11 protein-coding genes are annotated in these 14,334 nt (G+C 71.8%); 1 reads left to right on the top strand and 10 read right to left on the bottom strand.

All coding sequences use genetic code 11. The annotated features are described in order from the left end of the window. Nucleotides 1–54: 54 nt before the first annotated feature. From OG624_RS28815 to proS, 4 genes are all read right to left on the bottom strand, one after another. Entirely contained in the window at nucleotides 55–294 is a 240-nt protein-coding gene (locus OG624_RS28815) for an RNA-binding protein (protein ID WP_030011889.1), read from the bottom strand. 2 nt (nucleotides 295–296) lie between these two features. Then, on the bottom strand, nucleotides 297–737 hold the full coding sequence (gene rpsP / locus OG624_RS28810; RefSeq protein WP_030011890.1) for a 30S ribosomal protein S16: 441 nt from the start codon (nucleotides 735–737) through the stop codon (nucleotides 297–299). 305 nt (nucleotides 738–1,042) lie between these two features. Continuing rightward, entirely contained in the window at nucleotides 1,043–1,639 is a 597-nt protein-coding gene (locus OG624_RS28805) for a hypothetical protein (RefSeq protein WP_030718489.1), read from the bottom strand. 236 nt (nucleotides 1,640–1,875) lie between these two features. Continuing rightward, nucleotides 1,876–3,288: a proline--tRNA ligase gene (gene proS, locus OG624_RS28800; protein WP_030767201.1), complete on the bottom strand. Its 1,413-nt coding sequence runs from the start codon at nucleotides 3,286–3,288 to the stop codon at nucleotides 1,876–1,878. Between the two features lie 131 nt (nucleotides 3,289–3,419). Between proS and OG624_RS28795 the strand changes: the two genes are divergently transcribed. Then, nucleotides 3,420–4,148 carry a hypothetical protein gene (locus OG624_RS28795; RefSeq protein ID WP_033222914.1) on the top strand — a complete coding sequence of 243 codons (729 nt, stop codon included), beginning with the start codon at nucleotides 3,420–3,422 and terminating at the stop codon, nucleotides 4,146–4,148. Between the two features lie 16 nt (nucleotides 4,149–4,164). Here the strand turns inward: OG624_RS28795 and ftsH are convergent, their stop codons facing one another. The 6 genes from ftsH to nsdA all read right to left on the bottom strand — a co-directional run bounded on the left by ftsH (nucleotide 4,165) and on the right by nsdA (nucleotide 13,979). Continuing rightward, the gene (gene ftsH, locus OG624_RS28790; protein WP_371588513.1) at nucleotides 4,165–6,102 is read right to left on the bottom strand and encodes an ATP-dependent zinc metalloprotease FtsH; all 1,938 of its coding nucleotides are present in this window, start codon (nucleotides 6,100–6,102) and stop codon (nucleotides 4,165–4,167) included. A 129-nt stretch (nucleotides 6,103–6,231) separates the two neighbouring features. Beyond that, nucleotides 6,232–7,803 carry a signal recognition particle protein gene (gene ffh / locus OG624_RS28785; RefSeq protein WP_033222910.1) on the bottom strand — a complete coding sequence of 524 codons (1,572 nt, stop codon included), beginning with the start codon at nucleotides 7,801–7,803 and terminating at the stop codon, nucleotides 6,232–6,234. Between the two features lie 250 nt (nucleotides 7,804–8,053). Next, nucleotides 8,054–10,480 carry a [protein-PII] uridylyltransferase gene (locus OG624_RS28780; RefSeq protein ID WP_161289879.1) on the bottom strand — a complete coding sequence of 809 codons (2,427 nt, stop codon included), beginning with the start codon at nucleotides 10,478–10,480 and terminating at the stop codon, nucleotides 8,054–8,056. 16 nt (nucleotides 10,481–10,496) lie between these two features. Then, nucleotides 10,497–10,835, bottom strand: coding sequence for a P-II family nitrogen regulator (locus OG624_RS28775; protein ID WP_030009357.1), 339 nt, complete (start codon nucleotides 10,833–10,835; stop codon nucleotides 10,497–10,499). Beyond that, nucleotides 10,832–12,175 (bottom strand): ammonium transporter, encoded by a 1,344-nt coding sequence (locus OG624_RS28770; RefSeq protein WP_033222904.1) that lies wholly within the window; start codon nucleotides 12,173–12,175, stop codon nucleotides 10,832–10,834. Before OG624_RS28770 ends, OG624_RS28775 begins: the two co-directional genes overlap by 4 nt. A 313-nt stretch (nucleotides 12,176–12,488) precedes the next feature. Then, nucleotides 12,489–13,979 carry a transcriptional repressor NsdA gene (gene nsdA, locus OG624_RS28765; RefSeq protein WP_033222902.1) on the bottom strand — a complete coding sequence of 497 codons (1,491 nt, stop codon included), beginning with the start codon at nucleotides 13,977–13,979 and terminating at the stop codon, nucleotides 12,489–12,491. Nucleotides 13,980–14,334 lie beyond the last annotated feature (355 nt).

Below are 14,334 nucleotides of genomic sequence, written 5' to 3'. Positions count from 1 at the left end.
GGGCCGGGGCGGGCAACCATCGCCCTCCCCGGCCCGTGCCGGTGAATCAACTGCTCAGCGGACCTGGTCCACGTCGACGAGGTCGACACGGATCCCGCGGCCGCCGATGGCGCCCACGACGGTACGCAGGGCGCGCGCGGTGCGGCCGTTACGGCCGATCACCTTGCCGAGGTCGTCGGGGTGAACCCGGACCTCGAGCACCTGCCCGCGGCGCAGGTTGCGCGAGGCGACCTGCACTTCGTCGGGGTTGTCCACAATGCCCTTCACGAGGTGCTCAAGAGCCTCCTCGAGCATGCTCAGGCCTCGGTCGACTCGGCGGCGGCCTCAGCCTCGTCCGCCTTCTTGTCAGCCTTCTTGGCCTTCTGCGTGATGGCCTCGCCCTTGCCCTCGCCGATGCCCTCGAGGGCCTTGGCGAACTCGTCGAAGGAGCGACGCTTGCTCTCCTTCGTCGCCGGCTGCAGGAGCGGCGCGGGGGCGGGGAGACCCTTGTGGGCCTGCCAGTCACCGGTCAGCTTCAGGATGGCGAGCACAGCCTCGGTGGGCTGGGCGCCGACGGACAGCCAGTACTGCGCACGCTCGGCGTTGACCTCGATGCGCGACGGGTTGTAGGTCGGGTGGTAGATACCGATCTCTTCGATCGCGCGACCGTCCCGACGGGTACGGGCGTCGGCGACGACGATGCGGTAGTGCGGCTGGCGAATCTTGCCGAGGCGCTTGAGCTTGATCTTGACTGCCACTGGAGTGGTGTCTCCTGAACTTGACGTGGTTGGGCACATGAGATGCCACGTGGGGTTGCGGTACTCGGGTGCCCGATGGACGCGTCAGCCGGAGGAGAGAGGGGTCCTATGCGACTGTCGAGTACAGCTAGCCATTGTGCCATACGCCTGCGGCGCGCTCAGCCGGGCGGGCAGGACCGGTGCCCGCCGGGGATACGGCGGTACGGGTCACCCACGCGCGCCGGCGGCGGCCGCCCCGGTGGGGGCGATGGCCCGGCGCCCGCCTGGCCGTGGGGCGGTGGCCCCGACGGCGACGGGGAAGGCGGTCAGGAGGCCGCCGCGATGGCCACGTCGGGGATCCGGAAGGGCTTCATGCAGCCGCCGCACACGATCGGCGCCTGGGCCAGCACGGAGGGGACGACCCGTACGTTGCGCCCGCAGTCGCAGACCGCCTTGACGCGCACGCCGCCACCGGAGGAGCCGTGCCGGGCGGCCGGTCCCCGGAAGCTGCGCTTGGTGTCGGCCGCGGTCGCGGCCGTGTGCGCCTTCAGCGCGCGCTGCAGCCGCTCCATGGTGGGCCGGTAGCGCCGCTTCGCCTCCGGATTGAGCGTGACCAAGGAGAAGCCGCTGCTCGCGTGCGGCTCCTCGGAGTGGTCCAGCCCCATTTCCTCGGCGATCGCGAGGAATCTGCGGTTGTGGTAGCGGCCGGCGCGCGAGGTGTCACGGACACCGCGGGCGGCGGCGATGCCGTGGACTGCCTCGTGCAGCAGTCGCTCGAAGGAGAGTTCGGCGCCGCAGGCGGACGAGGACTCTCCGATCAGGGACTCGGGCGCGGCAAGGTCAGGCAGCTCGGGGTGGTACCGCTGAATATCGGCCCACGCCTGCGCCAGCTCTGCGGCGAGAACAGGTGGTGTCGTGCTCACGTCGTGACAACGAGCCGAGGTGCCCGGGTGTTCCGATTCCGGGCCATTCCAAATTTTTTGCACGTACCAGTCAGTTCACACTCATGCGTCCTGACGAGGACGGGTGCGCCGATCTCAGGAGGAGTCGGTACGTAACGTCGACCAAATCGACCGGGTGGACCCCGGTCGGCCGACATGAACCGGCCCCGGCGCGCGGCACGAGCCGCACGCCGGGGCACACGAGCCGGTGGGCCCGATCAGTACGAGCGCGCGACGATCGCGAGCGTACCGGGGGCGTCGTCCGTCTCCGGGACCGACCCGTCCTCGGCGATCAGGCAGCGCACGGAGACGGCCTGCTCGGCCAGCTTCGCCTCGCCCTCGGGACCGAGGTCCGCCCACGGGATCCGCGCCCAGCCACCGGCGACGGCGGCCTCGGCGGCCTCCCCGATGGTCGCGACGTCGGACGTACGGGCCAGCCGGCGCTCGCGGGACTCGCGCAGCAGCTGCGCCTGGTCCTCGTCGAGCACCTTGGGCAGCAGGTCGGCCAGGGCGTCGATCTGCACGGGGGTCTTGCCGCCCGGGATCCGGCGGGCCAGCATCGCGGTGCCGGCCTCCAGGTCGCGGGGGCCGATCTCGATGCGGACCGGTACGCCCTTGAGCTCCCAGTCCACGGCGCGGCGGCCGAAGGGGGTGTCGACGCGGTCGTCGACCTGCACCCGCAGGCCGGCGGCCTTCAGCTGGGCACCCAGCTCGCGGACCTTGGCCACGGCCTCGTCGCCCTTGATCGCCATGACGACGACCTGGACGTGGGCCAGACGCGGCGGGACCCGCAGGCCGTTGTCGTCGCCGTGGGACATGATCAGGCCGCCGACCATGCGGGTCGAGACGCCCCACGAGGTCTGCCAGACGAGCTCCTGCTTGCCTTCCTTCGACAGGTACTGCGTGTTGAAGGCCTTGGCGAAGTTGGTGCCGAGCTCGTGGCTCGTACCCAGCTGCAGGGCCTTGCCGTCGCCCATCATGCCCTCGAGGGTGAGGGTGTTGATGGCGCCGGCGAAGCGCTCCTTGGCGGTCTTGCGGCCGAGCACGACGTCGATGCCGAGCACGTTCGTCATGAAGTCGCCGTAGACGTCCGTGTGGATGCGGGCGGCGTAGTCGCGGGCGTCCTCGTAGGTGGCGTGGGCGGTGTGGCCCTCCTGCCAGAGGAACTCGCTCGTACGGAGGAACACGCGCGGGCGCATCTCCCAGCGGACCACGTTGGCCCACTGGTTGATCAGCAGGGGCAGGTCGCGGTAGCTCTGGACCCACTTGGAGAAGTAGTCGTTGATGATCGTCTCGGAGGTGGGCCGGACGACGACCGGCTCTTCCAGCTCCTTGCCGCCGCCGTGCGTGACGACCGCGAGCTCGGGGGCGAAGCCCTCGACGTGCTCGGCTTCCTTCGTCAGGTACGACTGCGGGATGAACAGCGGGAAGTACGCGTTCTGGGCGCCCGCGTCCTTGATGCGCGCGTCCATCTCCTGCTGCATCCGCTCCCACAGGCCGTAGCCGTACGGTCGGATGACCATGGTGCCTCGGACCGGACCGTTGTCGGCCAGCTCGGCCTTGTTGATCAGATCCTGGTACCAGCGGGGGAAATCCTCCGCCTGCGGGGTGAGAACGGGTGCCTTTGCCATGCCGCGAATCGTACGGCGCCCGGCACACGATGCGTGAATCGGGTGGCGCGCTCCTCTGGACGCGGGGGCGAATGGGGAGTTCTCTGGCAACGGGGGCAAGGGGGCGAGACGGAATCAGGAGCGCTCTTTCGATGACACCGACGCCGACGGCGACGCTCGTAGCCCGGGACTGGGCGGAGATCCAGGAACGGATGCTCGTGCCGCTGTACGAAGCGGTCTACGACCGGTTGGAGGTCGGGCCGGGAGACCGGCTGCTCGGCCTGGACTGCGGGGCCGGCCTGGCCCTGCTGCTCGCGGCCGGGCGGGGAGCCGTGGCCACGGGTGTGGAGGCGGATCCGGCCCGGCGGGCCCTGGCCCGCGAACGGCTGCTGGAGGTCCTGGCGGCTCCGCCGGGGCCGCAGGGCCCGCCGCGCCCGTACGACGCCCTGCTCGCCTTCTCCCCGGCCCCCGCGGCTCTGGCGGCGGCCCTGCCCGCGGTCCGCCGCGGCGGGGCGGTGGTGCTGGCCGACTGGGGCCCCGCGGAGCGCTGCACGGTGCCCTCGGTCCTCGGCGGCGGGCCCGCGCCGCGCGACCTGGACGCGCTGGTGGAGGGGGCCGGGCTGCGGCCGGACGGTTCCGGGCGGGTGTTCTGCCCGTTCGGGTACGCGGACGTGGACAGCGCGGTACGTGGGCTGCTGTCGACCGGCCTCTACCCCGGTGCGGGCGGCCCCGGCGGAGCGGCCTGCGCCGCGCCCTTCGAACCGGCCGATTCCGTACTGGCGGAGAAGGAGCTGGCCGAGGCGCTTCACCCGTTCGAGCGACCGGACGGCGCCGTGTGGCTGCCGAACATCTTCCGGTACGTGATCGCCCGGGTGGACTGACGGCGGTTTCCGCTCCTCAGTCGGTGCCGTGCCCCTTCGTCAGCCGCGCGATGCCCGCGGCGGCGTAGGCGGCCGGTTCGTCGAGGGTCTCGTTGGCGAGGAGGGCGTGCGCCAGGGCGTCCAACTGCGGCCGGTGCTCGCGCAGCAGGCGGCAGGCCTCCAGATAGCACTCGTCCACGATGCGCCGCATCTCGTGGTCGACCGCGTCGAGGGTGGCGGGGGCGGCGGAGAGTCCGTAGGGGCCCTGTCCGTCGGAGGGGATCGCGGTGAGGCGGCCGATCCGTTCGCTCATGCCCCAGCGGCCGACCATGCCGCGGACGATGTTGGTCACCTGCTCCAGGTCGTTCTCGGCGCCGGTGGTGATGACGTCGTAGACGACGTGCTCGGCCGCCATGCCGCCGAGCGCGCCGATGATGCGGCCGCGCAGGTACGGCTCGGTGTAGGCGTAGCGGTCCGCGTCCGGGGTCGAGAGGGTGACGCCCAGCGCGCGGCCGCGGGGCACGATCGTGATCTTGCGGACCGGGTCGGCGCCCGGCTGGAGCATGCCCAGCAGGGCGTGGCCGCTCTCGTGGTAGGCGGTGCGGCGGCGCTCCTCCTCCGGCATGACCAGGGGGCGCTCGGCGCCCAGTTGGACCTTCTCCAGGGCGTCGGACAGGTCCGCCCGGGTCACCTGCGTCTGCCGGCGTTTGACGGCCAGCAACGCGGCCTCGTTCGCCAGGTTGGCCAGGTCCGCGCCGGTCATCCCGGGGGTGGTGCGGGCCACGTGGCCCAGGTCGACGCCTTCGGCGAGCGGGATGTCGCGGGTGTGGATGCGCAGGATGGCCTCGCGGCCGACCCGGTCGGGCGGGGAGACGACCACCATGCGGTCGAAGCGGCCGGGGCGGGTGAGCGCCGGGTCCAGCACGTCCGCGCGGTTGGTGGCCGCGAGCACGATCACGCCCTCCGAGCCGGAGAAGCCGTCCATCTCGGTGAGGATCTGGTTGAGGGTCTGTTCGCGTTCGTCGTGGCCGCCCATGGCGTTGCCGCCGCCGCGGGCCCGCCCGATGGTGTCGATCTCGTCGATGAAGATGATGGCGGGGGCGACCTTGCGCGCCTCGGTGAACAGTTCGCGCACCCGGGAGGCGCCGACCCCGACGATCATCTCGATGAACTCGGAGGCGGAGGCGGAGAAGAAGGGCACCCCGGCCTCGCCAGCGACCGCCCGCGCCAGCAGGGTCTTACCGGTGCCGGGCGGACCGGAGAGCAGGACTCCGCCGGGCATCCGGGCGCCCATCTTCCGGTACTCCTGCGGGTTCTTGAGGAAGTCGACGACATCGTTGAGCTCCCCTTCGACCTCGTCGATGCCCGCCACGTCCTCGAAGGTGGTGCGGCGGGCGCCCGTCTGGAGCTCCACCGGCTTGGGTGGGGCCTTGCGACCCAGTGCGCCCATGCCGCCCGCCCCGGATCCCATCCGGCGGGCGATGACCACCCACAGGAGGACCAGCAGCAGCATCGGGGCGAGGGAGAGCAGCAGGTTGGCGAGGAAGCTGCGCTGTACGACGACCGGGGAGGCGGTGACGGTGACGTTCTGCTTGGTGAGGTCGGCCCACAGCGCGTCGTCGGCGAAGGCCGGGCGCTGGGTGACGAACTTGGTGTAGTCGCCCTTGTCGCCGTCGGGTAGTGGCTGCTTCGCCTTGAGCTCGCCCTGGATGGCGTCGCCCTTGGAGTAGATCTTCGAGACGTTGCCGGCGGCGACCTGCTTGCTGAACTCGGTGTACGAGATCGTCGGCTCGTCCCCCTCGTTGAAGAACGAGAGCACCAGGTTGGCCAGCAGGTAGACGATCAGCGCGGTGAGGATCAGCCCCCGCCAGCCGCCGGGCATCCGCCGCTTCGGCGCGGCGGCGGGCGGTGCGCCTTCCGAGCGCCATGGCGTGTCGGCCCTGTCGCGGGGAGGTACGGGGGTGGGGCTGGGCACGGGGCGCCTCCTTCTGCCATCCTCCCGGCCGACCATAAGGGATAAATCGGGCCGTCGCGCCGGCGGAGAACAGCAGGGCCCCGACCGTGCGAACACGGCCGGGGCCCGGATCACCCACGTGCGCGGGTGCTACTTCATGAACTTCTTGAACTCGTCCGGCAGGTCGAAGTCCCCGCCGTTCTGGCCGCCCGCCGGAAGGCCGAAGGGGTTGCCGCCGGCCGCGGGCTCGATCGCCTGCGGGCCCTGCTCACGGCGGGCCGCGGCTGCGGCCTCCTCTTCCTTGCGCTTCATCGGGTTGCCGCTCTTGCGCTTGCCCTTGGCCTGCTTGACCTGCTTCTTCTGCCGGCCGGGGCCGCCGCCCATCCCGGGGATGCCGGGCATGCCCGGCATGCCGCCGCCCTGGGCCATGCGGGACATCATCTTGCGGGCGTCGAAGAACCGCTCGACCAGCGACTTGACCGCGCTGACCTCGGCACCGGAACCCTTGGCGATACGGGCGCGGCGCGAGCCGTTGATGATCGTCGGGTCCTGGCGCTCGCCCGGGGTCATCGACTTGATGATCGCGGCCATGCGGTCGACGTCGCGCTCGTCGATGTTGTTGATCTGGTCCTTGATCTGCCCCATGCCGGGCAGCATGCCGAGCAGCTTGGAGATGGAGCCCATCTTGCGGACCTGCTCCATCTGGGCCAGGAAGTCGTCGAGCGTGAACTCCTTGGGACCCTTGGCGAGCTTGGCCGCCATCTTCTCGGCCTCGGCCTGCGAGAAGGTCTTCTCGGCCTGCTCGATGAGGGTGAGCATGTCACCCATGTCGAGGATCCGGCCCGCCATGCGGTCGGGGTGGAACGCGTCGAACTCGTCGAGCTTCTCGCCGTTCGAGGCGAACATGATCTGCTTGCCGGTGACGTGCGCGATGGAGAGCGCGGCACCGCCTCGGGCGTCACCGTCGAGCTTGGAGAGCACGACGCCGTCGAAGCCGACACCGTCGCGGAAGGCCTCCGCGGTGTTGACCGCGTCCTGGCCGATCATGGCGTCGACGACGAAGAGGATCTCGTCGGGGCTGACGGCGTCACGGATGTCCGCGGCCTGCTGCATCAGCTCGGAGTCGATGCCGAGGCGGCCGGCGGTGTCGACGATGACGATGTCGAACTGCTTGGTCCGCGCGTACTCGACGGAGTCCTTCGCGACCTGGACCGGGTCGCCGACGCCGTTGCCGGGCTGGGGCGCGTACACGGCCACGCCGGCGCGCTCGGCGACGACGCTCAGCTGGTTGACGGCGTTGGGGCGCTGGAGGTCGCACGCGACCAGCAGCGGGGCATGGCCCTGCCCCTTCAGCCAGAGGCCGAGCTTTCCGGCGAGGGTGGTCTTACCGGCACCCTGGAGACCGGCCAGCATGATCACGGTGGGGGCGGTCTTGGCGAACCGCAGCCGCCGGGTCTCGCCGCCGAGGATCGTCACGAGCTCGTCGTTGACGATCTTCAGGACCTGCTGGCCCGGGTTCAGGGCCTTGCTGACCTCTTCACCGCGCGCGCGTTCCTTGACGTTCGCGATGAAGGAGCGGACGACGGGGAGGGCGACGTCGGCCTCGAGGAGCGCGATACGGATTTCCCGGGCCGCGGAGTCGATGTCAGCCTCGGACAGCCGGCCTTTGCCGCGCAGGCCCTTGAAGGTATTCGCCAAGCGGTCGGAGAGCGTATCGAACACGGTGGTCGCGATTCCTCGGGTCGGGGGCGTTGTGGTCGTCCCCCAGGGTATCCGCCCCGGCCGCCCATCCGGCCCTGCGGGCGGCTTTCCCCGGGGCTCCGCCCCGGACCCCGGCCCTCGAAACGCCGGGCAGGCCGGGTTTGCGGCGGACATTGCGGCCCCGCCGGCGTGTGAGGCGCGGGGGTCCGGGGCGGAGCCCAGGGGAACGGTGGAAGGGCGGGTAGGGGACCGCCCCGCGCAGCGGCCCCCCTCAGGACAGGGCGGCGGCCACCAGCCCGGCGAGGGCGGTCGCGTCCGCGGGGTCCAGGGGCTTGCCCTCGGGGGTGGTCACGTACAGCGTGTCCACCGCGTTCGCGCCCAGCGTGGAGACGTGCGCGCTGCGGACCCGGACGCCCCCGGACTCCAGCGCCCGGCCGATCCGGTGGAGCAGGCCCACGGCGTCCGGTGCGCGCACCTCCAGGACCGTGGCCAGGGCGGAGACGTCCGGTACCACGGTGACCCGGGGCGGCGGCGGGACCACCCCGCGCCGGCGCGGGTAGGCCGCCTCGCGGTCGGCAAGCTTCGCCGGGACGTCCAGCGAGCCGTCCAGGGCGCGGACCAGGTCGGTACGGAGCCGGGCGGCCTGCGGCAGCGCGCCGTACTCCGCGGCCACCCGCCAGCTCAGCACCAGGACCTCACCGAGTCGGTCCGGGAGCTCCATGGAGCGCAGATCGGCGTCCCGCACCGTGAGCCGGTGCAGGGCCAGCACCCCGGCCACGGCCGGGAGGACCCCCGGCTGGTCGGGGACGGCGACGACGAGGTCCACGCCGACCGCGTCCTCCTCCTGGCGGGCCTGGAGCGCCAGGACCGGTTCCCCGGTGCGCAGGGCCTCGACGGCCAGGCGTTCCTGTTCGGTGGTCGGGATCTCCGGTTCGCCGGCCGCCGGGGTCGTGCCGCGCAGTACGGCGGCGACCCGCGCGACGAGGTCCGCCACGAGGGATCCACGCCAGGCGCTCCACGCGGCCGGCCCGGTGGCCAGGGCGTCCGCCTCGGTCAGGGCGTGCAGTATCTCCAGCGTGCCCACCGAGCGCACGGCGTCGGCGACCGCGCGGACGGTGGCCGGGTCGTCCAGGTCGCGCCGGGTGGCGGTGTCGATCAGCAGCAGGTGGTGCCGTACGAGCGCCCCCAGGACGGCGACGTCGTGCGGGTCGAAGCCGACGCGGGCGGCGACGTCGCGGGCGATGGTCTCGCCGGCCACCGAGTGGTCGCCGGGCCAGCCCTTGCCGATGTCGTGCAGGAGCGCGGCCATCAGCAGCAGGTCGGGGCGGCCGACCCGGCGGGTGAGGGCGGAGGCCCGTACCGCCGTCTCGATCAGGTGCCGGTCCACGGTCCAGGTGTGGACGGGATTGCGCTGGGGGCGGCAGCGCACCCGCTCCCAGTCCGGGAGCAGCCGGGTGATCAGGCCTTCGGCCTCCAAGGCCTCCCAGACGGCCACCGTGGGCTCCCCCGCTCCCAGCAGGGTCAGCAGCTGCTCGCGGGCCTCGGCCGGCCAGGGCACCGGGAGCGGTTTGCCCTGCGCCGCGAGTCTGCGTACGGCGTGCAGGGAGACGGGCAGACCCGCCTGAGCGGCGGCCGCGCCGAAGCGTAGGGCGAGGACGGGATCGCGGTCGGGTCGTGCGGCCAGGGCCAGCACGGCCTCGCCGTCGGACTCCACCACGCCCTCGGCGAGGGGTGCCCGCGCGGGTACCCGGTCGCCGCGGCTGCCCAGCAGTCCGCGGAGCCGGGGCCGGGCGGCGCGGGCGCGTAGGACGCGGCCCACCTCCCGCCAGGTCACGTCGCCGGCGTAGGCGACGACCCGGGCGGCCTCGTACACCTCGCGCAGCAGCGCGTCCGCGTCGAGGAGTCCGAGCCGGGCGGCGACCTGGTCCTGTTCCTGGAGGGAGAGCCGGTCGGTGGCCCGGCCGGTGACCAGGTGCAGGGCGTCCCGGGCGTCGAGGAGCCGCCGCCGGGCCTCGGCGAGGCCCTCGCGCGGGGCGTCGGCCAGCCAGGACGCGGCGACGGCCCGCAGCGCGGTGGCGTCGCGCAGTCCCCCGCGGGCCTCCTTGAGGTCGGGTTCGAGCAGGAAGCGCAGTTCCCCGGCCCGCTCGGCCCGCTCGCGGCACAGGGAGTGCAGTTCCGGGAGCCGCTCGGCCGCCTGGTTGCGCCAGTCGGCCAGTACGGAGGTGCGCAGGCCGGCGAGGAGTCCGGCGTCCCCGGCGACGGTGCGGGCGTCCAGCAGGCCGAGGTGCGCCTTGAGGTCCTCGGCGGCGGTCCGGCGGGCCTCGCCGGGGGTCCGTACCGAGTGGTCCAGGGCGAGGCCCAGGTCCCACACCGGGTACCAGAGGCGGTCGGCGAGGGCGCTCAGCGCCTGCGGCTCGGCCTTGCCGTCGTGCAGCAGCACCAGGTCGAGGTCGCTGCGCGGGGAGAGTTCGGCGCGCCCGTAGCCGCCGACGGCCACCAGCGTGGCACCGCGGACGCCCGTCTCCCGTACGGCGGTCGTGAACAGGGCGTTCAGCCATTCGTCGGTCAGCCCGGCCAGGGCGGAACGGCGCGAAGGCCCGGACCGCGACTCCTCCTGGAGGAGTCGCAGCCGGGCCGCGGCGTATCCGCTGGGTCCCGAGTCGGCCGTGTGGTCCGTGTTCTCTTCGACGCTCGTCACCCAGGGCTCCTGTCAGCTAGAGCGCGTCAGCGCCGCGCTCGCCGGTGCGGACCCGTACGACGGAGTCCACGGGGACGCTCCACACCTTGCCGTCGCCGATCTTTCCGGTGGCCGCCGCGCTCACGATCACCCGGATCAGTTCCTCGGCGTCGGAGTCGTCGACCAGGACCTCGATGCGGATCTTGGGGACGAGGTCGACCTGGTACTCGGCGCCGCGGTAGACCTCGGTGTGGCCGCGCTGGCGGCCGTAGCCGCTGGCCTCGGTGACCGTGAGTCCCTGGACTCCGAAGGCCTGGAGGGCTTCCTTGATCTCGTCCAGCTTGTGGGGCTTGACGATCGCGGTGATCAGCTTCATGCGTCGACCTTCTTGCTCGCGGCGGAGGGGGCGGGGGCAGCGGTGCTCCGCGAGGCGGCTCCGCCGCCGGCTCCGCTGAAGTCGTAGGCCGTCTCGGCGTGCTCGACCTGGTCGATGCCGGCGACCTCGTCGTCCTCGGAGACCCGCATCCCGATCGTCTTGTCGAGGAGGAAGGCGAGGAGCGCCGATGCCACCAGAGAGTAGGCGAGGACGGCGAAGACTCCGATGGCCTGCTTGCCGAGCTGTTCCAGACCGCCGCCGTAGAAGAGGCCGGCCACGTCGGACTGGACCCCGCCGGTGGCGAAGAGGCCGACGAGCAGGGAGCCGACGACACCGCCGACGAGGTGGACGCCGATCACGTCGAGGGAGTCGTCGTAGCCGAACTTGTACTTCAGGCCCACGGCCATGGCGCACAGCAGACCGGCGATCGCGCCGACGGCGATCGCGCCGAGCGGGCTGACCGCACCGCCCGAGGGGGTGATCGCGACGAGGCCTGCGACCGCGCCGGAGGCGGCGCCCAGGGTGGTGAAGGAGCCGTGGCGCAGCTTCTCGTAGCCGAGCCAGGCGAGCATGGCGGCGGCGGTGGCGACCTGGGTGTTGACGAACATGACCGCGCCGACGCCGTCGTCGTTGCCGAGCCAGGAGCCCGCGTTGAAGCCGAACCAGCCGAACCACAGGAGACCGGCGCCGAGCATCACGAGCGGGAGGCTGTGCGGGCGCATCGGGTCCTTCTTGAAGCCGACGCGCTTGCCGATGACCAGGATCACGCCGAGGGCGGCGGCGCCCGCGTTGATGTGGACCGCGGTGCCGCCCGCGAAGTCGATGACGCCGAGCTCGAAGAGCCAGCCGCCGGCGCCCCAGACCCAGTGGGCGACGGGGAAGTAGACGACGGTGACCCACAGGGCGGTGAACAGGACCCAGGCGCCGAATTTCACGCGGTCGGCGAGCGCGCCGCTGATCAGGGCCGGGGTGATCACGGCGAACATCAGCTGGAAGACGGCGAAGACGTACACCGGGATGGTGTAGCCGTCCCACAGCTCGGTGATCCCGATGCCGCTGAGGCCGACGTAGTCGGAGTTCCAGCCGATGAGGGAGCCGGAGTCGGTGCCGAAGGCGAGGCTGAAGCCGTAGAGGACCCACAGGATCGTGACGATCCCGAGGCTGATGAAGCTCATCATCAGCATGTTGAGGCTGCTCTTGACGCGGACCATGCCTCCGTAGAAGAAGGCGAGTCCCGGGGTCATCAGCATGACCAGGGCGGAGCAGATGAGCATGAACCCGGTGTTCGCGGCAGACAGCGTCGGGGCGTCTGCCGCGAGGGTCGTGATGGCTGATGCCATCGGCGTCTCCTCGTCGTCGGTACGTTCGCGTGCGGGCGATCGTGAAAACCTGAGCGGCGTAAAAGGGGGTGTCCGGCCTGGCTGGGGAGGCCGGCCGGTTAATGACCCTGAGATTCGCGCAGGCCGGTTTCCGGCGGCGCCGCTCGGTGTTTCGCGCCCGTGACGAAGAGGGCGGGCGTGTTACGCGTCAATGAACAGGTGGATCACGAAAGCCGGCCGCGGCAGTGACCCGGATGTCCTGGCTGGGGGAGCCTGATCGGGCTTCACGGGGTGACTGCCGCGGCCGGGGCCTCGGGGGCGGCCGCGTGGGCCGTCAGACGGCCTCCGCGGCTTCGGGGAGCCGGGAGGCGAGGTGGTCGGTGAGCCGGACCACCTCGGCGACGTCGCCGTACTCACGGGCGGCGGCGTCCACGGTCTTGCGCAGACGGGTGTTCACCCGTTCGGACCGCACCTTTCCCGCCACGTCGAGCGCTCGGTCGACGAGGACCGCGGCCTGCTCGGGCTCGCGCTGGAGCAGGTGCACGGTGGCCATGCCGATGAGGTTGAGGGCGTAGGAGCGCTGGTGCTCCTCGTCCTTCTCGAAGAGCTCGACGGCCCGCTCCATGACGGGCTCGGCGAGGGAGGCGTACATGGGGCTGCGCCCGGCCACATAGGCCAGGTCCCGGTACGAGTGGGAGTTCTCGCCGTTCAGCTCGGCCTCGGAGAAGAAGCGGATCCAGTCGGGTTCGGGCTCGCCCGCGAAGCCGACGTCGGAGAAGGTGTCCTCGGCCATCCGCACGGCCCGCTTGCAGCGGCTGGGTTGGCCCATGTTGGCGTACGCGCGGGCCTCCATCGCATACAGCATGGCCTGGGTGCGCGGGCCGGCGCAGTCGCGGCTTCCGTACTGCGCGAGGTGGACCAGTTCCAGCGCGTCCTCGGGGCGCCCCAGGTGGATCATCTGGCGGCTCATGCCCGAGAGGATGTACGAGCCGAGGGGCTTGTCGCCGGCCTCCTTGGCGGCGTGCAGCGCGAGCACGAAGTACTTCTGCGCGGTGGGGTGCAGGCCGATGTCGTAGCTCATCCAGCCGGCCAGTTCGGCGAGTTCGGCGGCGACCTTGAAGAGCCGCTTCATGACCGGGGCCGGGTGGTTCTCGTGGAGCAGGTCGGTGACCTCGTGGAGCTGGCCCACGACGGCCTTGCGGCGCAGTCCGCCGCCGCACTGGGCGTCCCACTGGCGGAACATGACGGTGGTGGCGTCGAGGAGGTCGAGTTCCGGATCGGAGAGCCGGGGCGGGCGGTGGCCGCCGAGGGCCCCCGTCGACCCCGCCCCGCGCGGTCCCGGGTCGGCGGCCGGGGCCGGGACGAGCCAGCGCTGCATGGGCTCGATCAGGGCGGGGCCGGCGGAGAGGGCGAGCGAGGGCCCGAGGAATCCGCGGCGCGCCAGCATCAGGTCGCTGCGGGAGAACTCACCGAGGAGCTCGACGGTCTGCGGACCGGCCCAGGGCAGGTCGACCCCGGAGACGGAGGGGGTCTGGTGGGCGGTGCGCAGGCCGAGCTGCTCGATGGCGACGACGGAGCCGAAGCGCTCGGAGAACAGCTCGGACAGGATGCGCGGGACGGGCTCGCGGGGCTGTTCACCGTCGAGCCAGCGGCGCACCCGGGAGGTGTCCGTGCTGATGTGGTGGGCACCCATCTGGCGCGCCCGACGGTTGACCTGTCGGGCGAGTTCACCCTTGGACCAACCGCTGCGGACGAACCACGAGGTCAGCTGGTCGTTGCGCGCAACAGCATCCTCGTTCGTTCCGCTTGCGCCGTTGCCGCTCACTGGAACGCCCCCATCCGCTCAGCATCTTCCACACGAAACCTTGGCCGGGACGGCGTGCGTCACCAGGGACCTTCACAGGTCCTTCACATATTGCCTCCGGCATACCCACGGATGGGTCGCCTTCGGTTTCGTGTACCGAAAGTAATCCTACGATCACCCCTGCGGCGAGGTCGATTCCAGAAACGCCACCATTCGCCACCCCTTCGAATGAACTAGCCACCCGCCAGGCGCGATTCACTTGACACCGAGGTGAAAGCGGATCGGTTGGACTGGAGTGCGCTCGGGGCGCGCGCGGCGAGGAGTGCGCCGGGCGGCGACGGAGGACACCCCGCGGCGGGGCTGCCGGCAGAGGTCC

This window comes from Streptomyces virginiae, from assembly GCF_041432505.1.
GTDB lineage: Bacteria > Actinomycetota > Actinomycetes > Streptomycetales > Streptomycetaceae > Streptomyces > Streptomyces virginiae_A.
The sequence above is the reverse complement of the archived record's forward strand: the minus strand, read 5'-3'. Positions and strand labels throughout refer to the sequence as shown.